The sequence below is a fragment of the Curvibacter sp. T50 genome (assembly GCF_057219955.1).
Map to the genome: position 1 here is coordinate 203,629 of NZ_JBXVVU010000001.1, position 21,447 is coordinate 225,075.

Sequence of the window (21,447 nt, forward strand, 5' to 3'; positions counted from 1 at the left end):
GCAACGCTTCGTGGCCATCGCCGACAGCCATCCGGTGTGGAATGCCGCGCCCTCAGCCGTTCCTCACCCAGCCGCCGGTCGCGAAGCCGGCTCTTCGTCGCCGGTGAACTGCAAGGCCGCCAGCCGGGCGTAGGGGCCGCCGGCGGCGACCAGTTCGGCGTGGGTGCCGGTTTCGACGATGCGGCCGTGGTCCAGCACCACGATGCGGTCGGCACGTTTGACGGTGGCCAGGCGGTGGGCGATGACCATGGTGGTGCGGCTGCGCATGGCGGCATCCAGGGCGGCCTGCACCATGCGTTCGCTTTCGGCGTCGAGCGCGCTGGTGGCTTCGTCCAGCAGCAGGATGGGGGCGTCGCACAGCATGGCGCGGGCAATCGCCACCCGCTGACGCTGCCCGCCGGACAGGCGCAGGCCGCGCTCGCCGACAAAGGTGTCGTAGCCCTCGGGCAGGGCGCTGATGAAGTCGTCGGCAAAGGCGGCGCGGGCGGCGGCGCGCACGGCCTCGTCGCTGGCGTCCGGGCGGCCGTAGCGGATGTTGTCGCGCACCGAGGCGGAAAAGATGGTGCCGTCCTGCGCCACCAGCGCCATCTGCGCGCGCAGCACGGCGGGTGGCAGATCGGCGACGAGCTGGCCGCCCAGCCGGATCTGGCCCTGCTGCGGCCGGTAAAAGCGCTGCAGCAGCTGGAACACCGTGGTTTTGCCGGCGCCGCTGGCGCCCACCAGGGCCACGGTTTCGCCGGCCCGCACGGTGAGCGAAAAATCGGCCAGCGCCGCCTGCGCCGGGCGCGAGGGGTAGTGGAAGCGCACCGCGTCGAAGCGGATCACCGGGCCGTCACGCGGCAGCAGCAGCGCCGGGGCGGGTGCGGATGCCGGCCTGTCGGGGGCCGGCGCGTCGTCTTCCACCGGCGCGTGCAGCAACTCCATCAGCCGTTCGGTGGCGCCGGCGGCGCGCAGCAGGTCGCCGTAGACCTCGCCCAGCACGGCCACCGCGCCGGCAAAAATGGCCACGTACAGCGCGGCCTGGCCCAGGTCGCCGGCCGACAGGGTGCCGGCCAGCACGGCCTGGGTGCCCTGGTACAGGCCCCACAGGATCAGCGCCGCGTTGGCGATGATGATGAAGGCGATCAGCGCCGCGCGGGCGCGGCTGCGGCGCACGGCGGTGCCGAAGGCGCGTTCGCTGGCGTCGGCAAAGCGGCGGCTTTCGCGCGCCTCGGCGCGGTGGCTTTGCACCACGGTGACGGCGTTGAGCACTTCGGCCGCGATGGCGCTGGAGTCGGCCACGCGGTCCTGGCTGGCGCGCGACAGGCGCCGCACCCGGCGGCCGAACCAGGTGGCCGGCAGCACCACCAGGCCCACCACCAGCAGCACCTGCACCATCACCGCCGGGTGGCTCCACACCAGCATGCCCAGCGCGCCCAGGCCCATGACGGCGTTGCGCAGGCCCATGGACAGCGATGAGCCGACCACGGTCTGCACCAGTGTGGTGTCGGCGGTCAGGCGGCTGAGCACCTCACCGGTCTGGGTGGTCTCGAAAAACGCCGGGTTCTGGCGCAGCATGCGGTCGTAGACGGCGTTGCGCAGGTCGGCGGTGATGCGCTCGCCCAGCCAGCTGACCAGATAGAAGCGCACCGCCGAAAACAGGCCCAGCGCCACGGCCACACCAAACAGCGCTGCAAAGTGGCCGCGCAGCGCCAGCACCTGCGCGCCCCGGTCGGTGGGCGCCAGGCCCTGGTCGATCAGCTGGCGCAGCACCACCGGAAAGGCCAGCGTGGCCGCCGCCGCCAGCAGCAGGAACACGCCGGCCAGCGCGATGCGGGCGCGGTAGGGCCGCAGGAAGGGCAGCAGGCCGCCCAGCGCACGGGGTGCGGCGGTGGGCGGGGAGGCAGTGGATACGGAGGCGGACGGGGCGGGCGCGGCGGCGCAGCGGGTAGCAGGCTCGGACATGGTCCGAGCGTAGCAGTGTTGCCGCCGGCGGGGGAGGTCAGCCCACGTTGTTGGCGAACAGGCGGCGCACCAGCAGGTCCTTGAAGCTGTGGGCGTCGTCCAGGCCCAGGCGCTCCAGGTAGGCCTTGGGCACCGGCTTTTCTTCGAACAGCGCGCGCACCGCCATCAGCAGGAATTCGCTGGGGTGGTGGCTGGCGTGTTTGAGTTTCTTGAGCGCGCGCACCATGCGCAGCTCGTCGTCGGTCAGGTCGGTGCCGAAGGGGAAGTCGGGCAGCAGGCCGGCTTCGGTCCAGGGGTGCAGCTTGGCTTCCAGCACCTCGGGCAGGTTCTGGCGGTATTGCTCGGGGATTTCATAGTCCTTGGCCAGCTTGCCGTGGTCCTTGGCCTGTTTCAGCAGTTCGTCCTGGAAGCGCGAATCGGCAATACACAGCATGCGCTTGATGCATTCGCTGTCGCTGCGGCCGCGCAGGTCGGCCACGCCGTATTCGGTGATGACGATGTCGCGCAGGTGGCGCGGGATGGTGATGTGCCCGTAACTGAAGACGATGGAGCTGCGCAGGCCGTCCTTGTTGTCGTGGGTGGCGCGCAGCATCATGATCAGCCGCGCATCGGGCAACGCATGGGCCATGGCCACAAAGTTGTACTGCCCGCCCACGCCGCTGACCACCTGGCCGGATTCGAAGGCGTCGCTCACCATCGCGCCGCCCAGCGTGGCGATCATGGTGGTGTTCATGAACCGGGCCTTGGCCCGCTGGGCGCGTTTGAGATCCTCGCTGCCATACAACTGATTGATGAAGTCGATGCGCGTCATGTCGATGTGCGCCAGCTCCTGCGGCGGCATCGTGCGCAGCCGCTCGTAGAAGTCGCGCGGGCCGATGAAAAAGCCCCCGGTCATGAAGATGCCGCCCTGCAGCCGCGCGCCCAGCAGGATCTTGCAGACGGCGTCGAACTGCGCCTCGCCGCGCAGGTCGTTGGGCAGCGGCACGCCGTCGAACACCAGGTGGTCGCCCTTGAGGGCCACCCCCGGCTTGAAGATGCCAAAGCGGGTGAGGAAGTCCAGGTCGGCCTGCGTCAGCGGCGAGTGGATGCGCCCGGCGTCCAGCAGGGCCTTCAGCGTGGCGGGGGTGACCTTGGCGTCGGCGATGGCGCCGGTGTTCAGCAGGGTCTGCAGCGTCACGTCGTTGAACACTTCGCGGCGGATGATGCCGGCCTCGATCAGGCGCAGGAAACCGTTGACGAACATTTCCGAGCAGCCGTACAGGCCCTGGTCGAAGCGGCCCAGGCTGCGGCCGTCCAGGCCGTCCGGGCACAGCGTCTCCAGAATGGTGCGGTATTCGGCGCCGTGGCGGTCGCGCACGATCAGGGACTGGCCGATGGCGTCACCCAGCGAGCCGATGCCGATCTGCAGCGTGCCGCCGTCCTCGACAAAACTCGATGCATGCAGGCCGATGGCGTAGTCGGCCGCGGTGACCTTGTTGTTGGGCGGCGCAAAAATGGTGTGCGTGCCGGCCGGGTCGGTGACCACCACGTCGAAGAAGTCGGGCGACACGTCGGCGGTGTTGGGCATGAAGGGCATCTTGTGGTTGATGACACCCACGGCAATGATCGGCGTCTTGCGGGCGCGGAATTTCTCCATCACCTCCAGCACCACGTCGGGGTTGCTCGACAGGCTCAGGCGCAGGCCGCCTTCGGTTTCGCGCGCCGCCACCGCCTGGGCCATGACGTTCATGCCCATCAGTTCCATGTCGCGGGCGACGAAGGTGTAGTTGGTCGAGATGTAGTTCTGCTGCGCCGGCTCATTGCCCAGGTAGTCGCCGGTCTTCATGAAGAACTCGCAGACCTCGATGTTGGGCGGCAGTCCGGGGCCCCGCAGGTCCTTGACGTATTCCAGATCGGGATAGTCCTCGAACACCCGCTCCACCAGCGGGTCCAGGAAATGCTGTTCCAGCTCGGACTTGCCCACCGGGCGTTCCAGCGAGAGCGCGGTGATGATGCGCAGCTTGCGCGCCGGGTTGGCCTTGATGCGCCGGTACAGCGTGTTCACGAACGGGTTGGGCTTGCCGATGGCCAGCGGAATGCCCAGCACAATTTCGCCGGGAATCTTGTCGAGCACGTAGTCGACGGCAGCGTCGATGGAATCAATGCGGATGGCAGCAGTCATGGTCGGTTGTCTCCGGGGTTTCAAGGGTGGAAGGATTCCGTCTCACGACCAATGTAGAGCGCACCGCGCGGGTGCATCTTGCTCTGAATCAAGTTTTTCTGGTCCTGGAGTGCGCTCACAAGCGCAGGGGCGCGGCGTAACCGGTCATTTCCAGATAACCCAGCCCCACCGGCTGGCCGTTGGAGTCGACCAGTTCGCTCAGCCCTTCCCAGTACAGGGCGCCGGTGGACGCGCGGCTGTCCATCTCCTGGGCGTCCAGCAGGGCGCGCACGGTATAGAAGTCGGCAGGGGTGCGCACGATCCATTCCACCGGGTAGCGCGCGCGGGACAGCGGGCTGGTCCAGAAGCGCTGCGGGGAGAACTCCACCTCGCCCGGCCCGGCAATGAAGGTCTGCACGCCGCGGCTGTTGCGGGTGCGAAAGGAGCCGCCGCTCCACAGCGTGCTGCCGTCGCGCCGGCGCAGGCGAAAGGCGGTCAATGCGCTGCCGTCGTGGTAGTTCATGCCGATCCAGTCCCAGCCCACGGCCTCGGGGTGCAGCAGGGCCTCGCTCCATTCATGGTCCAGCCAGGCCTTGCCGGTCACGGCAAAGCGTTCGGACTGAAAGCCCAGCTCGCCGCGCGCGGCCAGTTGCGGCAGGCTGTAGTAATAGCTGGCCTGCTCGGGCTGCGGCCCCTTGCGCGACAGGCCCTCGCGCCCCTGCAGCAGCAGCGCCTGGGTGGGCTCGAACCGCAGGTCCATGGCCAGCGCGTCGCCGCGGATGCGGGCATGGTAGTGGCCGCTGGCCGGGTCGCGGCGCAGGCTCCAGCCGTCCACCAGCAGGTCGGTGTCCTGGGTGGCCGCGCGCGCGCCGCCCGGGCCTTCGCGGGCGATGCGCTGGTCGTGCCACAGGCGTTGGCCGGCCAGGTCGGTGATGGCCGCATGGGCGAACAGCAGCTGCCGGGCGGCCAGCCGCGACTTCAGCGCCTGGGTGCCGTCCACCCGCGAGCGGAAAAACGTGACCTGAAAGCCGAACCGCCGCCCGCCCGATTCGGCATGGCCGGTGATGTACCACCACTCGGTGCGCAGCTCGGGGTGGGCGCCGTGGTCGCGCGGAAACACCAGCCGGCGCGGGGGCAGGGCGGCGGCGCCGGTGGGCAGCCCGGCCGCCGTCAGGGCGGCGAGCGCCGCCGGGGCGCCGAGCACCAGGGCCCGGCGCAGGCCATGGACCGGGCGGGCGGGCTGCGTCATGGCGGGGCGGTTGCCGGGCGCCGGCTCAATCGAGCCCGGCCTCCAGCGCCGCTTCGGCCGCCTGGCAGTCGCCGAAGCGGGCCTCTGTCCAGGCGCTGTTGTGGTAGGTGGGCAGGTAGCGCTCGCCCGAATCACACAGCAGCGAGGCGATGGAGCCGGTCTGGCCGGCCTTTTGCATCTGGCGGGCCAGATCGACCATCACCGCGAAGTTGGTGCCGGTGGACGGACCCACCCGCCGTCCCAGCCGGCGCGACAGCACCCGCATGGCCGCCAGGGACAAGCCGTCGCTCACCGGCACCAGGCGGTCCACCACGGTGCGGATGAAGCTGGGCTCCACCCGCGGGCGGCCGATGCCTTCGATGCGTGAACCGGGCGCGGTCAGGCTGGCGTCGCCGCTGGCATGGTAGGCGGCGAACACCGAACCTTCGGGGTCGGCGACACACAACTGGGTGGCATGTCGCTGGTAGCGCAGGTAGCGTCCGATGGTGGCGCTGGTGCCCCCGGTGCCGGCGCCCACCACGATCCAGCGCGGCACCGGGTGGCGCTCGCGGCTCATCTGGGAAAACAGGCTTTCGGCAATGTTGTTGCTGCCGCGCCAGTCGGTGGCGCGTTCGGCGTAGGTGAACTGGTCCATGTAATGCCCCCCGGTGCGCCGGGCCACGGCCATGGCCTCGTCATAGACCAGGCTGGCGTTGTCCACCAGGTGGCAGTGTCCGCCATGAAATTCGATCTGCGCGATTTTTTCCGCCGAGGTGCTGCGCGGCATCACGGCAACAAAGGGCAGGCCGATCAGGCGGGCGAAATAGGCTTCGCTGACGGCGGTGGAACCGCTGGACGCCTCGACCACGGTCGAGCCCGGGTGCAGCCAGCCGTTGGACAGCGCATACAGGAACAGCGATCGCGCCAGGCGGTGCTTGAGGCTGCCGCTGGGGTGGGTCGATTCATCCTTGAGGTACAGGTCGATGCCGTGGCGGGCCAGGCCGGGCAGTTCCAGTGCCAGCAGGTGGGTGTCGGCGCTGCGCTGGTAGTCGGCTTCGATGCGGTGGATGGCCCGGTGAACCCAGGCGGTGTCGGCAGAGGGGGTGTGCATGTCCGCATTGTGACCCGGTGTCGCCCGGCTGTGTGCCAGGCCGAGTGTCGGGCGGGCCGGGTTTACCAGTCTTCTTTCACCGCCATGACGGCCGACGCACTGGCGGCGCTGCGACCGGCCAGCCAGGCCGTCAGCGTGCCGGCGGCGGCCACGGCGGCACACAGGGCCGCGAGCCGCGCCCAGGGCGGCGCCATCTCCATCGTCCAGTGAAAGCTTTGCGGATTGACCACATGCACCAGCACCACACTGACGGCCAGCCCCAGCGCCAGCCCGGCGGCTGCCCCGAGGAGGCTCCAGGCCGCGCCTTCCAGCGCCACCAGCCGCAGCACCTGCGCGCGGGTCAGCCCCAGATGGCGCAGCAGGCCGAATTCCTTGCGCCGCGCCAGCACCTGCGCGGCGAAGCTGGCCGCCACGCCGAACAGGCCGATGCCGATGGCCACCGCCTGCAGCCAGACGGTGACGGCAAAGCTGCGGTCGAAGATCTGCAGCGAGGCCTCGCGCACCTGCGCGGCGGCGGCAAACTCCAGCGGCAGTTCGCCGCTGGCGCTGGCCTGTGCGGCCAGCGCGCGCACCCGGGCCTGCACCGCCTGCGCATCGGCCCCCGGCGCCAGCCAGATCGCCAGGTCGTTGATGCGGGCGTCGCCGGTCAGCCGCTCGTAGTCGGCCCGGCGGATCACGATGGCGCCGTTGGCCCGGGCATAGTCGCGCCAGACGCCAGCTATGAAAAATGGAGCTGAAGAAGACCTTTTCTCGCTGGGTAGGGCCTCAAATGCCCTGGAAAGCGGCTCCAGCGGCTGTCCCGGGGTCCAGGCCATGCGCCGTTGCAGCGTTTCGCTGATCCAGACCGGTATCTGGCCTGCCGGCGGGCTGTGCGCGGGCCCGAGTAGCGGCAGCTCGGTGGCCGGCTCGCCCAGGTCGCGGGCCAGAAGGGTGACCGGCGGTTGACCGGCGCTCAGCTCCAGGCTGCGCAGGCGCTGCACCTGCACCGTGCGCACTCCGGGCAGCGTCGCCACCTGCGCTGCCAGGCCGGGGGGCAAGAAAGCGGCGTCGGCGGCCTGCGCGCTGCGGGCAGTGCGGGCGTACAGGTCGGCGGGCAGCACCCGGTCCAGCCACTGCGAGACCGAGCCGCGAAAGCTCGCCACCATCACCGTGAGCGCCACCGCCAGCGCCAGGGCGGCCACCACACCGCCCACGGCCACCGTGGCGGAATGGCGGGAGCGCCGGGTACGGGCCAGCGCCAGCAAGGCCAGCACTCCCTGGCCGGCGGACGGCATCAGTGCGCGGCACAAGGCCCAGACCAGCGGCGGCAGGGTGGCGATGCCACCCACCAGCAACAGGCCGACCGACAGGTAGGCCGCCAGCGGCAGATCGCCCAGCGGCGGCAGCAGCGCCATGACGGCCCCCAGGGCCATCAGCGCCGGCCCGCGCCAGGCGTGCTCGCCCGAGGCGGCGCCCGGCTCGGCCACCAGTCCCTGACCCTTGAGTGTGCGCGCCGGCGGCAGGCGGGCGGCCGTCCGTGCCGGCCACCAGCCGCCCGCCAGCGCGGCGGTCAGCCCCAGGGCGCCGTAGGCCAGCAGGCCGGATAGCGTCCACCGCAGGGTCGGGCTGACCCCTGCGAAGAAGCCGCCCCCCAGATCGCCCCCCAGCTGGCGCAGCGCCAGCTGGGCCAGCGCGAGCCCGCCGGCCAGCCCGATCAGCGTGCCGACCACGCCCAGCAGCGCCGACTCGGCCAGCACCAGCCGCAGCCGCCCGACCGGGGTGAGCCCCAGCACACCCAGCAGCGCCAGTTGCGGCGCCCGGCGCGCCACGCCCAGCGACAGCACCGAAAACACCAGATAGGCGCCGGTGAACAGGGCGACCAGCGCCAGCACCGTCAGATTGACCCGGTAGGCGCGGGAGATCTGGGTCAATCGCTCGCCGGCGGACTGCGCATCGGCCACCTGCACGGTGGGCGGCAGCGCCAGATCGCGCACCAAGGCGGCCCGGTCCGCGCCGGGCTGCAGCCGCAGGTCGATGCGGGTGAGCAGGCCAACGCGGCCCAGCAGGTCTTGGGCGGCGCCGATGTCCATCACCAGCAGGGGCGGTCCGCCGGCGGTGACCTGTCCGCGCAGGCGGATGGTGCGCACGCCGTCGGGTGTTTGCAGGCGCAGCGTGCCACCGGGTCCGGCCAGCGCTCGGGCGGCCGGGTTGGCAAAGCCGCTGTCGGGGGCGAACAAGGCCAGGCGGTCGGCGTCGGCATCGGGCAGCGGCATCAGCGCGGGGGCGGTGCGCGCCACCACCAGCGCGTCCACGCCCAGCACCCGAAGGCTCTGGCGCGTGCCCGCGCCGTCCGGCGCGAGCGCGTAGGTGGCCACCTCCAGCACCGGGCTGGCCGAGCGCACATCCGGGTGGGCCGCCAGGTGGTCCAGCAGGCGGTCGTCGAAACCGGCGCCCCGGTCGCGCAGCTCCACATCGGGTTCGCCGTTCACGGCGCGGGTGGCGCCGGCAAATTCCTCCAGCGCCGACTGGTTGATCAGGTGCACCGCCCAGGCCAGCGCCACCCCCACGGCGACCGCGACCACGGCGGTGAGGCTGCGCCAGGGGTTGTGGCGCAGTTCGGGCCAGGCCCAGGAGAGCAGCAGCAAACGCATGGCGGCCATTGTCGCGTCCGGCGCGATCGGCGGTGCCCGCGGCGCCACGGCGTCCCTGCGGGCAAGGGGTTGATCTGGCGCAAAAAGTGGGCACACCGCTCTTGAAGGAAAGCGGCCGGCCTCCATATCGTATTCATGGCGGCAACGCCTTGTTCAACCCCTCGGAAAGGAGAAACCCATGAACTCTCTGGTCAATCGCGCAAGCCTGTTCGACGATTTCTTCAAGGACTTCGCGCCCGGCTTTTATGTCCGTCCGCTGCATGGCGACCCGCTGCCGACCCCCGCGCAGATTCGTGTGGACGTCAAGGAGTCCGACAAGGCTTACACCGTGCACGCGGAAGTGCCCGGTGTCAGCAAGGACGAAATCCACGTCAGCATCGACGGCAACGTGGTGACCTTGCGTGCCGAAATCAAGCAGGCCGACACCCAGACCAGCGATGAAAAAGTGCTGCGCAGCGAGCGCTACTACGGCGCCGTGGCCCGCAGCTTCCAGCTCGCGTCAGACATCGATCAGGCGCAGGCCAAGGCAAAGTACGAAAACGGCGTGCTGACGCTGACCCTGCCCAAGAAGGCCGCGGGCGGCTCGCAGCGGCTGGCGATCGAATAAGCACCCTTGTCGTGATGGACGAAGGCGGCGGGCTGTGAAGCCCGTCGCCTTTTCTCTGCCGCAGCCGTCCGCTGCTGATCGGGTCTGGCATCATGACCGCATCCAATTCCAAAGGGGTGCGTGATGCCTGCTCGACGCCGGGTTTTCGGGGTTTTCCGCCGTGTTTCGGTCTGGTTGGCGGGCCTCGCCGTCGTGGCGCCGGTCGCCTGGGCCCAGCCCCTGAGCCTGGCCAGCGATCCGGCCGTGATGGCCCGCGTGGCGCTGGGCGAACTGCGGCACGGTCAGGCGGCCGCGGGCGTGTGGCGGGATGGCAAGGCCGCCCAGGCGCTGGTGTCGGCGGGCGACCCGGTGCCCGCCGCCGAGCCGGGCGCGGGCGCGCCGCCGCTGTTCGAGATCGGCTCCATCAGCAAGGTGTTCACCGGGCTGCTGCTGGCCCAGGCGGTCGAGCGCGGCGACCTGCGCCTGGACGACCGGCTGGGCGACGTGCTCGCGGGCAAAGTGGCTTTCAGCTCGCCTGCTGTCGCGTCGATTACGCTGCGCCAGCTCGTCACCCACAGCTCCTGCCTGCCGCGCCTGCCGCCGGATTTCCGCGAGGCCGGCCCGCCCGAGAGCCCCTACCGCCGCTACGACCGGCCCCGGATGTGGGCCGCGCTGGCGTCCCTGCAACTGGCGCAGGCGCCCCCGTGCGAGGCCCGCTACAGCAACCTGGGCTTCGGCGTGCTCGGCGAAATCCTGTCGGAGCGCTCTGGCAAGCCCTGGAGCGAGCTGGTGCGCGAGCGCATCACGGCGCCGCTGGGCATGACCGACACGGTGCAGCACCTGGGTGAGCAGGCGCCGCGCCTGGCCCCGGGCTTTGACGGGCGCCAGCCCACCACACCCTGGGACATGTTGGCCTTTGCCGGGGCCGGGGCCTTGCGCTCCACCGTGCCCGACCTGCTGCGGTTCAGCCGGGCGGTGCTGGCCGGGCGTAACGGGCCGCTGGGCCCGGCGGCCGAACGCATGCTGACGCCGCTGGGGCGCATCGACACGGGCGAGATCGGCTACGGCGTCTGGATTCGCGGGCCGAAAGAGCGGCGCAGCTATTTCCACGAAGGCTGGACCAGCGGCTACCGCTCGGTCTGGATGGTCCTGCCCGCGACGCAGGAGGCGCTGGTGTTGCTCACCAGCAATGGCCAGGCCCAGCCCTGGCGGGTGCGCAATGCCATCGCCGGCAGCTACTACCCGGTGGCGGCAACACCGTTCACGCTCCCGGCGGATCAGCTGGCGGCCTACGCGGGCCTCTACCGCTCCAGCGTCGGCGGCACCATCACCGTGGTGGCGCAGGACGGCGTGCTGTACCGCCGGCCCGTCAACGTGGCCTATCGCCCGCTGAGCCCGGCGGGCCCGGACCGCTTTGTGGATCGGGAGCAGGGCCTGAGCTACCAGTTCGCCCGCCAGGACGGCCAGCCGGCTTCGGCCACGGTCACCCAGGGCGGCGGCGAGCAGACGCTGACCCGTATCGATGCCCACGCACCGACACTGGCCGTGCTGCCAGACGCCGTGGCAGCCGGCTATGCCGGGCGTTTTGTGGCCCGACGGGTGTTCGGCGCCGACCTGGTGCTGGACGTGCGCGCGAGCGACGGCCAGCTGGCGGTGCAGTCGGGCAACTTCCCGCGGGTGCCGGTGTTCCCCATGCCGGGGCGGCCGGACCGTTTTGCCTACGAGGTGGTCAGGGCCGAGCTGCAGTTCGAGCGCGACACCAGCGGCCGGGTGGTGGCGCTGGTGCTGCACCAGAACGGCGAGCACCGGGCCGAGCGCGTGGCGGACTGAAGGGCGACGGCGGCCCGGTGCCTGCCCCCGGCGCCGACGGCGGGCGCCGCCCGGCCCGATCAGGCCCGGATGCCGTCGGCCGTCAGATGCAGCACCCGGTCCGCCCGGGCGGCGGCCGCTTCCGAGTGGGTCACCAGCACCAGGGCACTGCCGTGTTCACGCGTCTGCGCCAGCAGCAGGTCCAGGATGCGGGCGGCCGTGCCGGGGTCCAGGTTGCCGGTGGGTTCGTCGGCCAGCAAAAGGGCCGGGCGGTGCACCAGGGCGCGGGCAATGGCCACGCGCTGCAACTGGCCGCCGCTGAGCTGCTGCGGCAGCCGGCCGCCCAGGCCCGCCAGACCCACCGCATCCAGCATCGCCGCCACCCGCGCGGCGTCCGGGCGGCCCAGCAGCAGCAGCGGCAGGCCCACGTTCTGCGCCACATCCAGGTGCGGCAACACGTGGAAGGCCTGAAAAACAAAGCCGGTTTGTTCGCGCCGCAGCAGGGCGCGGCCGGTTTCATCCAGCGCGCCGATGTCGACGCCGCCCAGGCTCACGGTGCCGCGGTCCCAGTCGTCCAGGCCGGCCAGGCAGTTGAGCAGCGTGGATTTGCCCACGCCCGACTCGCCGACGATGGCGACAAATTCGCCCGGCGCCACCTGCAGCGACACCTGTTCGAACACGGTGCTGTCACCGTAGCGTTTGGCCAGGCCGCGGACCTGCACCAGGCTCACGCTGCGTGTCCCTGCAGCAGCGTCGCCACCCGGTCCAGCACGGTGTCCAGGGCCTGCGGCGCATCACAGGCCACCACGGTGCGCGCCGGCATGCTGCGCAGCCAGGTCAGCTGGCGTTTGGCCAGCTGGCGGGTGGCGAAGATGCCGCGGTCGCGCAGCTCGGCCAGCGGCAGCGTGCCGTCCAGCGCCTCCCAGGCCTGGCGGTAGCCCACGCAGCGCATCGCGGGCAGTTCGGCGTGCAGATCGCCGCGCGCGCGCAGCGCCAGCACCTCGTCCAGAAAGCCCGCCGCCAGCATGGCGTCAAAGCGCCGGGCGATGCGCTCATGCAGCCAGGCCCGGTCTTGCGGTTCCAGGGAAAAAAGGGCGATACCCAGCGCAGAAAGGTCGCTTTTTGCTCCTGTGTTTGAAGTGTGAAACGCCGACATCGGCCGCCCCGACACCCGCCACACCTCCAGCGCGCGCTGGATGCGCTGGCTGTCGGCCGGTGCCAGCCGCGCCGCCGTGACCGGGTCCACCCGGGCCAGCTCGGCGTGCAGCGCGGGCCAGCCCCGGGTGGCCGCTTCGGCTTCGAGGGCGGCGCGCACCGCCGGGTCGGCCGCGGGCATGTCGTCCAGGCCGTCGAACAGCGCCTTGAAATACAGCATGGTGCCGCCCACCAGCAGCGGCAGACGGCCGCGCCCGCGAATGGCGTCGATCAGCGCCTCGGCGTCGCGCACGAATTCGGCCGCGCTGTAGGCCTGTTGCGGGTCGCGGATGTCGATCAGGTGGTGCGGCACGGCGGCCCGCTCGGCGGCGCTGGGTTTGGCGGTGCCGATGTCCATGCCGCGGTAGACCAGGGCCGAGTCGACGCTGATGATCTCTGCCGGCCAGCGCGCGGCGATGGCCAGCGCGGCGGCGGTTTTGCCGGCGGCGGTGGGGCCCGCCAGGCACAGGGCACGCAGAGGCGGCGCGTTTTCAGGCGCTTGTGGTGTCGCCATCGCGTTGCACCAGGGTCCAGGCGGTCAGGGCGATCACCGCGCACCAGAAGGCGATACCCCAGACCATGGGGAACACGGTTCCGTTCATCGCGCGGCCCAGCCAGCCGCCGGTGAGAAACGCGGCCACCATCATCAGAAAACCGTTGACCGCCGAAGCCGTGCCAGCCATCTGCGGAAACGGGCCCACCGCGCCGCTCTGGCCACAGGGTTGATGCACACCGTGGCCCAGCATGAACAGGTAAAACGGCCCCATCACCGCCCACGGCCCGTACCAGGGCTGGCCGGCGCCGGCATGGGCCAGGATCAGCAGCAACAGGCCGGAGGCCAGCGTCAGTCCCCCGGCGACCGCCACGGTGTGGCGCAGCCCCAGCCGGGTGAGCAGCCGCCGGCAGATGAAGGTGCCGGCGATGTACGACGCCGACATCGAAAACATCAGCAGGCCGTAGCCGGTGCGGCTCAGCCCCATGACCTCGATGAACACGAACGACGATGTGGCCAGAAAGGTGAACAGCCCGCCGTAGGACGCGATAGTGAGCAGCGACCAGGCTCGGAAAGTGCGGTCACGCAGAATCTGCACCCAGCTGCGCGCCAACTGGCCCAGGTGCAGCGAGCGGCGATGGGCCGGCGCAACGGTTTCTTCCAGGCGCAGCGCAACAAACGCCAGCGTGACGGTGCCAAACGCGGCCAGGGCGCCCAGGGCGACACGCCAGCCCGCCCAATCGGTCAGCAAGCCCCCCAGCGGCGCACTGATGCAGGCAATCACCCCCAGGCCGGTCAGCCCCTTGGACATCACCCGCGCGCCTTCGGCCGGCTGGTACAGGTCGCGCACCAGTGCGCGGGCCGTCATCACCCCCGCGCCCATGGCCACACCCTGAACCGCACGCCAGGCGATCAGGGCCTCGATCGATGGCGACCAGGTGCTGCCCAGGGAGGCCAGCACATAGGCCGCTGTTCCGCCCATCAGGATCGGCCGGCGGCCGAACCGGTCAGACAATGGGCCCCACACCAGTTGCGAGATGCCGAAGGCCAGCAGCAGTGCGGTCAGCGTCAGCTGCGCCTGCGGCATGCCGGCGCCGAAACCCTGGGTGATCGAGGGCAGGGCCGGCAGGTACAGATCGGTGGTGACCGGTTGCAGCCCGAGCAGCAGGGACAGCAGCAGGACAACGGTCAGCGCGGACATTCCGGCATGCCGTGCGGCTGACCGGACACTCAAGGGGGACGACATCCGTCCGAGGGTATCAGAACCGGCTGGCTGAAGCAGTCGTGGGTGTGCTGCCTGCATTCACGCCGAACAAGGCAACCAGCGCAGCGCGGTATTGCGCCTGCCCCATGGCGTTGGCGTTGTGGTGCGACGCGCCTTCGACCAGCTCGAAGCGTTTGGGTTCGGCGGCGGCGTCATACAAGCGCCGGCCCAGCGCGGGCGCGATGGTGCGGTCGTCGCTGCCGTGCACCACCAGCAGCGGCGAGCCAATCTGGGCCACCCGCTCCACGGCCGCAAAGCGCTGCGTGATCAGGGGCCCCACCGGCAGCCAACCCCAGCGATAGGACGCCACCACGTCGGGAATGGACGTGAAGGTGCCTTCCACCAGGGTGCCGGCCTCGTCACCGACCTGCGCGGCCAGGCTGATGGCGATCGCGCCGCCCAGCGAGTGGCCGAAGATGTAACGCGGCCGGTCGGGGTACTGCCGGGCCAGCCAGTCCCAGGCGGCGCGGGCGTCTTCGGCGGCCATGGCCTCCGACGGCAGGATGTTGGTGCTTTTGCCAAAGCCCCGGTAGTCGACGGCGAGCACGGAGAACCCCAGCTCCTGCATGCGCCGCATGCGAAAAGCCGAGCCCACCACGTTGAAGCGCGCGCCGTGCAGGTACAGCAGCACCGGCGCTTTCGGGTCGTGTCCGAAGCGCTCGTGCGGGCTCCACAGGCCGTGCAGCCGCACCGGCGCGCCGGTTTCGCGCGAGGAAAAGTCGATCCAGACGTCGGCCATGCCCTGCGCGGCTTCTTCACCCCGCCACCAGCTGCGGTCGGAAGGCTGGAAGATCCATTGGCGCTGCCGCTCGTCCAGGCTGGCGCAGCCGGCCAGCAGCATCAGCGCGGCGAAGAGGGCAAGAAGATGTCGTACGGGGGCCATGGGAATGGGTGATTCCGCCGTCCGGGCGAAAGTTCCGCGCGCTCCTTCAGCGCCCGCGCAGGAACAGGCCGTCGAGCTCGGCCATGGTCAGCTGGCGCCAGGTGGGGCGGCCGTGGTTGCACTGGTCGGAGCGCTCGGTGGCTTCCATCTGGCGCAGCAGGGCGTCCATCTCGGGCAGCGTCAGGCGCCGGTGGGCGCGCACGGCACCGTGGCAGGCCATGGTGGCCAGCAGTTCGTTGCGGGCGCGCTGCACCACGGTGCTGGCGTCGTGCTGGGCGAGTTCCGCCAGCACGCTGCGGGCCAGCTCCACCGCGTCACCCTGGGCCAGCGTCACCGGCACGGCCCGCACCGCCAGGGTGCGCGGCGAAAACGGGGTGATCTCCAGGCCCAGCAGCGCCAGGGTGTGGGTGGCGGCCTCGGCCGTGGCCACTTCTTCCGGGGTGGCGGCGAAGGTGGCGGGAATCAGCAGCGGCTGGCTGGCCAGCGGCGCGGCGTCCAGCTGGTGTTTCAGGCGCTCGTACAGGATGCGTTCGTGGGCGGCGTGCATGTCCACCAGCACCAGCCCGTGCCGGTTTTCGGCCAGGATGTACACGCCATGCACCTGCGCCACGGCGCGGCCGAGCGGCCAGTCGGCGGGGGGGCTGGCGGCTGCTTCGGGCGGGAAGGGCGGTGTCGCCTCACCGGCGCTGGCGGCGGGTGTCGCGCCCGCCCAGGGCGGCTGCGCCGCGCCGGTGGCGGTGTCAGCCGGGGCGTCGCCGCGGGGCGGGCCCCACAAAGCGTCCAGATCCGAGACCCGGTGGCCGCTGGTGGGTCCCAGATTGATAGCAGACTGTGACCATTTGACGCTGGGTATCGGCAATTTTTGTTCCGAAACCGGTGTTTCGGGGCCGCTGGCGGCCGGCGCCACCGTGCCGGGCGGGCCGGCGGGGCGGTCCATGCCGGTGGTGGCGGCCAGCGCCTGGGCCCGGGGCACCGCCAGGGCGTTTTCGATGGCATGGCGCACCGCCTGGTGCACCTCGCGGCTGTCGCGAAAACGCACCTCGATCTTGGTCGGGTGCACGTTCACGTCCACCCGGGTCGGGTCGATCGTCAGGTACAGCACATAGACCGGCTGTTTCTGGCCGTGCAGCACGTCTTCGTAGGCGCTGCGCGCGGCGTGGGTGACCACCTTGTCGCGCACAAAACGGCCGTTGACATAGGCAAACTGCTGGTCGGCGCGCGAGCGGGCGGCGTCCGGCAGGCCGGCGCGGCCACTCACCCGCAGCGGGCCGGCCCAGTGGTCCACCGCGATGGAGCCGGTGATGAAATCCTCGCCCAGCACATCGGCCAGGCGGCGGGTCAGGGCGTCCGGGCCCTGATGGGCGCGCCACTGCTCGGCCAGCTTGCCCTCGTGCCAGATGGCAAACCCCACGTCGGGCCGGGCCAGCGCGTGGCGGCGCACGGCCTCGATGCAGTGGGCCAGTTCGGTGGCGTCGGTTTTGAGGAATTTGCGCCGCGCCGGGGTGGAAAAAAACAGCTCCTTCACCTCCACCGTGGTGCCGGTGGCGCGGGCGGCGGGGCGCAGCTCGCCGCTGCGGCCGTCGAGCAGGAAGGCGCTGGCTTCGCCGTCGGTGCGCGACAGCAGCGACAGCTCGGACACCGAATGGATGGCGGCCAGCGCTTCGCCGCGAAAGCCCATCGTGGCCACCGACTCCAGATCGTGCAGGTTGCCGATCTTGCTGGTGGCGTGGCGCTTGAGGGCCACCGGCAGCTCGGCGCGGGGAATGCCGCCGCCGTCGTCTTCCACCGCCACCAGCCGCACACCGCCGGCCAGCAGCCGCACGGTGATCTGGGTGGCACCGGCGTCCAGCGCGTTGTCCACCAGCTCGCGCACCACGGCGGCCGGCCGCTCGATGACCTCGCCGGCGGCAATCTGGCTGATCAGCTCGTCGGGCAGTTCGCGGATCGGGCGGCGGGCGGCGGGTTCGGCTTGGACTTGGCTCACGCGGGGATTCTAGGCGGCGGCGCGGCCCGCCGCGGCGCGCCGGGGATAATTGCCGCCCATGGAAATCGCCGCCTTTCTGATTGACTTCATCTTGCACGTGGACAAACACCTGCAAGCCTTTGTGCAGGCCTACGGTGCCTGGGTGTACGCTCTGCTGTTCCTGATCATCTTTGTCGAAACCGGACTGGTGGTGATGCCATTTCTGCCCGGTGACTCGCTGCTGTTTGTGGTCGGCGCGTTGTGTGGGGCGGGCCTGCTGGACGTGCAACTGGCCATCGGCCTGATGCTCGCCGCGGCGATTCTGGGCGATCAGGTCAACTACACCATCGGACGGTATTTCGGGCCCAAGGTATTCCAGTGGGAGAACTCGCGCTTTTTCAACCGCCGCGCCTTCGATCAGGCCCACCAGTTCTATGAGACCTACGGCGGTATCACCATCATCCTGGCCCGCTTCATGCCGTTCGTCCGCACCTTTGCGCCCTTTGTGGCCGGTGTGGCGGAAATGACCCGCAGCAAGTTCACCGCCTACAACGTGATCGGAGCGTTCATCTGGGTGGTCGGGCTGACGCTGGCCGGCTACTGGTTCGGCAATCTGCCCTGGGTGCAGGCCAACCTGAGCAAGATCATCTGGGCGCTGATTCTCATCCCTGGTTTGATCGCCTTGTTCGGCGCCTGGAAAGGCAGCGGGCGCGCCAGCGCCTGACCCCGACGGCTGCCCGCGATGGAATCCCCCGACGCGGTACCGCAGCAAACGGCAGCCCACCCGGCCTTTGCCCCCACCCGCGTGCACGCCCGCCGCCTCCGCGAGGTCTATCGCTCGGCCGGCTGGCCCTGCCAGGACCTGGTGGAGGTGGAGCTGCTGGCCGCCGGTCTGCTGCAGCGCGTCACGGCCGCCAGCGGCCATGAAACCCTGCGGGTCACCGACGCCGGCCTCCGGCTGATCGCCGCCTCGCTGCAGACCAACCGCGCGGCGCGCTCGGCGCACGAAGCGCTGGTGGACACCGTCGCCCGCGAAATGACCCGCGCCGGGCGCCTGGCCTGGACCGGCCTGACCCTGCGCGCCTGGGTGGCGGACCCCGGCGCGCCCCTGCCCGACGACACCCGCCCGGTGCCGCCGCCTGAGCCCGCCGACGCGCCGGCGCCCCTGGACCCGTTGGCGCCGCCGCACCCCCCCGCCGGCCAGTGGGTGCTGGCCATGCCCGATGTGTTTTCCATCCGCCGCACCACGGTGGAGGCCTACCTGCACCCGGTGGTGCACGAGATCAAGGTGCGCCGCGCCGACCTGCTGGGCGACCTGAAAAAACCCGCCAAACGCGCCGCCTACCTCGACATGGGCGGTGAGTGCTGGTATGTGCTGGGCACCGACGCCCGCGGGCGCCCGATCGGCCAGCCGGACGACATTCCGCCCGAATGCGGCGTGATGCTGGCCGCCGGGGCGGTGCTGACCGTGGCCCGCCCCGCGCCGCGCCGACCGGTGGAGCGGCTGCCGCTGGCGGTCTGGATGGCACTGGCCCAGAGCACACCGTGCCGCTTCGACGACGGCGCCCAGGCCCCGCTGACCCCCTGTGATGCCCCCTGACACGCCAGGCGCCCTGTCCGGCGCCGCCCCGCTGGCGGTGGTGGCGGTGCGCGCGCTGTGTGAATTCACCGCCCGCCACGGGGACCTGGACCTGCGCTTCACCCCGTCACCCACCGGCGCCGAGGGGGTGGAGGGACACGGCGCCGTCACCGCGCGGCGCGGCCCGGGCTACCAGCGCGAGGTGCCGGTGTCAGCCGACTTCGGCACGCTGCGGGTGCGCGGCCGCGCCGACGGCTGGGACCCGGCCGCCCACCGGCTGGAGGAGATCAAGACCCACCGCGGCGACCTGGCCCGCCAGAGCGCCAACCAGCGCGCGCTGCACTGGGCCCAGGCGCGGGTCTACGGCTGGCTGATCTGCCAGGCCAACCGGCTGGAGCAGGTGGAACTGGCGCTGGTGTACTTCAACATCGACACCCGGGCCGAAACGGTGCTGACCGAGACCGCTGACGCGCCCGCGCTGCGGGCGTTTTTCGAAGACCAGTGCCGCCGGTATCTGGCCTGGGCTGCGCAGGAGGCGCCGCACCGCGCGGCGCGCGACGCGGCGCTTGCGGCGCTGGCGTTTCCGCGGCCCGCCTTCCGCGCCGGCCAGCGCGATCTGGCCGGCGCCGTCTACCGCGTGGCCCGGGCCGGCCGGGTGCTGATGGCGCAGGCGCCCACCGGCATCGGCAAGACGCTGGGCACCTTGTACCCGCTGCTGCGCGCCATGCCGCCCGACCCGCGCAAGGCCGACGGCAGCGCCCCGGGGCTGGACCGGGTGTTTTATCTCGCGGCCAAAACCCCGGGCCGGCGCCTGGCGCTGGATGCCCTGGCCTCGCTGCGCGAGCGCCCGGGCCAGGCGCCGCTGCCGTTGCGGGTGCTGGAGCTCACCGCCCGCGACAAGGCCTGCGAACACCCGGACAAAGCCTGCCACGGCGAATCCTGCCCGCTGGCGCGAGGCTTCTGGGACCGGCTGCCCACCGCCCGCCAGGCCGCCGTGGACGCCGTGCAGGGTGCTGGTGGCACCTTGCTGGACAAGGCCGCGCTGCGCACCCTGGCGCTGGCGCACAGCGTCTGCCCCTATTACCTGGCGCAGGAACTCAGCCGCTGGGCCGATGTGGTGGTGGGCGACTACAACTACTGGTTCGACAGCGCGGCACTGCTGCACGCGCTCACCGTGCAGGAGGGCTGGCGCGCCGGCCTGCTGGTGGACGAGGCGCACAACCTGACCGAGCGCGCCCGCGCCATGTACAGCGCCAGCCTGGACAGCGGCGAGCTGCGCCGCCTGCGGGTGGTGGCGCCACCGGCCCTGCGCCGCCCGCTGGAGCGCCTCTCGCGCCGCCTCGGTGACCTGCGCCGGAGCCTGGCCGGGACGTACCAGGCCTTTGACGCGCTGCCGGACGGCCTGGTGGACACCCTGCACACCACGGTGGCGGCGCTCAGCGACCTGCTGGCCGAACACCCCACGCTGCCGGCCGCGGTGGCGCAGGCCGGGGCGGACCTGCAGGGCTTTTACTTCGACGCGCTGGCCTTTCTGCGCCTGGCCGAGAGCTTCGGGCCGCACGCCCTGGTCGACGCCACGCTGGCCTGGCCACCCGAGCCCGGGCGCCGTCCGCCGCCGCTGCGGCTGACGCTGCGCAACCTGGTGCCGGCGCCGCATCTCGCGCCCCGCTGGGCGGCCGCCCACACGGCCGTGCTGTTTTCCGCCACGCTCAGCCCGCGCGAGTGGCATGCCGACCTGCTGGGCCTGCCGGAGCGCAGCGCCTGGCTGGACGTGCCATCCCCCTTCGCGGCGGGGCAGCTGACGGTGCATGTCGCCACCGGCCTGTCCACCCGCTGGCAGGACCGCGCCGCCTCCTGCGCGCCCATCGTGGCGGTGCTGGCGCGCCAGTTCGGGCAGGCGCCGGGGCAGTACCTGGCGTTTTTCAGCAGCTACGAATACCTGCAGCAGGTGTTTGACGCGCTGGCGGCGGCACACCCCGACATCCCCGCCTTTGCCCAGCAGCGCGCGATGGACGAGCCGGCCCGAGAGGCGTTTCTGGCCCGCTTCACGCCCGGCGGACGCGGCATCGGCTTTGCGGTGCTGGGCGGCGCCTTTGCCGAAGGCATCGACCTGCCCGGTGACCGGCTCATCGGCGCCTTCGTCGCCACCCTGGGTCTGCCCCAGGTCAACCCGGTGAACGAGCAGATGCGCCAGCGCCTGGAGGCCCGTTTCCCCGGCCGTGGCTACGACTACACCTACCTCTACCCCGGCCTGCAGAAGGTGGTGCAGGCCGCCGGCCGTGTCATCCGCACCCCCGACGACCGCGGCACCCTCTGGCTGCTGGACCAGCGCTTCGCCCGCCGCGAGGTGCGTGCGCTGCTGCCGGGGTGGTGGGGCGGGGCGGCGCCAGGGGCTGCGGAAGGCCCGGACGCCTGAGTTTTCAGCTTTTTTGGGCTATACCCATCGTGGAATGGTCGTTGTTTGCTACAAAAACAGGACTCTTGCAGCCCTGTTCTGATCGCTGAATCGGCCGCCGGGCCGGCACGCGGGCGTATTGGGCCGCCGGACGTCAAGGCTTTTGGACGCCTCGTACGATGGGGCAGTCGAACGCCCGTCGGGGCGATCCGCCCCGTCCACCACAGG

15 protein-coding genes are annotated in these 21,447 nt (G+C 71.2%); 5 read left to right on the plus strand and 10 right to left on the minus strand.

Going from position 1 to position 21,447, the window contains the following annotated elements; all coding sequences use genetic code 11:
* Positions 1–63: 63 nt before the first annotated feature.
* The 5 genes from AC2EBU_RS00985 to AC2EBU_RS01005 form a co-directional block, all read right to left on the minus strand.
* Complete coding sequence (locus tag AC2EBU_RS00985) at positions 64–1,944, minus strand: ABC transporter transmembrane domain-containing protein (protein WP_484608524.1); 1,881 nt, start codon at positions 1,942–1,944, stop codon at positions 64–66.
* Positions 1,945–1,981: 37 nt separating this feature from the next.
* Entirely contained in the window at positions 1,982–4,105 is a 2,124-nt protein-coding gene (locus AC2EBU_RS00990) for an acetyl-CoA hydrolase/transferase C-terminal domain-containing protein (RefSeq protein WP_484608525.1), read from the minus strand.
* A 115-nt stretch (positions 4,106–4,220) separates the two neighbouring features.
* Entirely contained in the window at positions 4,221–5,333 is a 1,113-nt protein-coding gene (locus AC2EBU_RS00995; RefSeq protein ID WP_484608526.1) for a lipocalin-like domain-containing protein, read from the minus strand.
* Positions 5,334–5,358: 25 nt separating this feature from the next.
* Entirely contained in the window at positions 5,359–6,423 is a 1,065-nt protein-coding gene (locus AC2EBU_RS01000; protein ID WP_484608527.1) for a PLP-dependent cysteine synthase family protein, read from the minus strand.
* Positions 6,424–6,485: 62 nt separating this feature from the next.
* Entirely contained in the window at positions 6,486–9,053 is a 2,568-nt protein-coding gene (locus tag AC2EBU_RS01005; RefSeq protein WP_484608528.1) for an ABC transporter permease, read from the minus strand.
* 178 nt (positions 9,054–9,231) lie between these two features.
* On the opposite strand from AC2EBU_RS01005, the gene AC2EBU_RS01010 reads away from it, so the two are divergent.
* Positions 9,232–9,660 (plus strand): Hsp20/alpha crystallin family protein, encoded by a 429-nt coding sequence (locus AC2EBU_RS01010; RefSeq protein ID WP_484608529.1) that lies wholly within the window; start codon positions 9,232–9,234, stop codon positions 9,658–9,660.
* Positions 9,661–9,783: 123 nt separating this feature from the next.
* Entirely contained in the window at positions 9,784–11,469 is a 1,686-nt protein-coding gene (locus AC2EBU_RS01015; RefSeq protein WP_484608530.1) for a serine hydrolase domain-containing protein, read from the plus strand.
* Positions 11,470–11,528: 59 nt separating this feature from the next.
* Here AC2EBU_RS01015 and AC2EBU_RS01020 read toward each other — a convergent pair whose 3' ends face one another.
* Genes AC2EBU_RS01020 through mutL form a run of 5 tightly spaced genes read right to left on the minus strand, consistent with a single transcriptional unit; the run spans position 11,529 to position 17,266 of the window.
* Positions 11,529–12,173: an ABC transporter ATP-binding protein gene (locus AC2EBU_RS01020; RefSeq protein ID WP_484610087.1), complete on the minus strand. Its 645-nt coding sequence runs from the start codon at positions 12,171–12,173 to the stop codon at positions 11,529–11,531.
* A 2-nt stretch (positions 12,174–12,175) separates the two neighbouring features.
* Positions 12,176–13,156: a tRNA (adenosine(37)-N6)-dimethylallyltransferase MiaA gene (gene miaA, locus AC2EBU_RS01025; protein ID WP_484608531.1), complete on the minus strand. Its 981-nt coding sequence runs from the start codon at positions 13,154–13,156 to the stop codon at positions 12,176–12,178.
* Positions 13,134–14,381: a multidrug effflux MFS transporter gene (locus tag AC2EBU_RS01030; protein ID WP_484608532.1), complete on the minus strand. Its 1,248-nt coding sequence runs from the start codon at positions 14,379–14,381 to the stop codon at positions 13,134–13,136. Before AC2EBU_RS01030 ends, miaA begins: the two co-directional genes overlap by 23 nt.
* 13 nt (positions 14,382–14,394) lie before the next feature.
* Complete coding sequence (locus tag AC2EBU_RS01035) at positions 14,395–15,282, minus strand: alpha/beta hydrolase (protein WP_484608533.1); 888 nt, start codon at positions 15,280–15,282, stop codon at positions 14,395–14,397.
* A gap of 46 nt (positions 15,283–15,328) precedes the next feature.
* On the minus strand, positions 15,329–17,266 hold the full coding sequence (gene mutL, locus AC2EBU_RS01040) for a DNA mismatch repair endonuclease MutL (protein ID WP_484608534.1): 1,938 nt from the start codon (positions 17,264–17,266) through the stop codon (positions 15,329–15,331).
* Between the two features lie 58 nt (positions 17,267–17,324).
* Between mutL and AC2EBU_RS01045 the strand changes: the two genes are divergently transcribed.
* Genes AC2EBU_RS01045 through AC2EBU_RS01055 form a run of 3 tightly spaced genes read left to right on the plus strand, consistent with a single transcriptional unit; the run spans position 17,325 to position 21,240 of the window.
* Positions 17,325–17,969: a DedA family protein gene (locus tag AC2EBU_RS01045; RefSeq protein ID WP_484608535.1), complete on the plus strand. Its 645-nt coding sequence runs from the start codon at positions 17,325–17,327 to the stop codon at positions 17,967–17,969.
* Between the two features lie 18 nt (positions 17,970–17,987).
* The gene (locus tag AC2EBU_RS01050) at positions 17,988–18,845 is read left to right on the plus strand and encodes a hypothetical protein (protein ID WP_484608536.1); all 858 of its coding nucleotides are present in this window, start codon (positions 17,988–17,990) and stop codon (positions 18,843–18,845) included.
* Positions 18,835–21,240, plus strand: coding sequence for an ATP-dependent DNA helicase (locus AC2EBU_RS01055; RefSeq protein WP_484608537.1), 2,406 nt, complete (start codon positions 18,835–18,837; stop codon positions 21,238–21,240). Before AC2EBU_RS01050 ends, AC2EBU_RS01055 begins: the two co-directional genes overlap by 11 nt.
* Positions 21,241–21,447 lie beyond the last annotated feature (207 nt).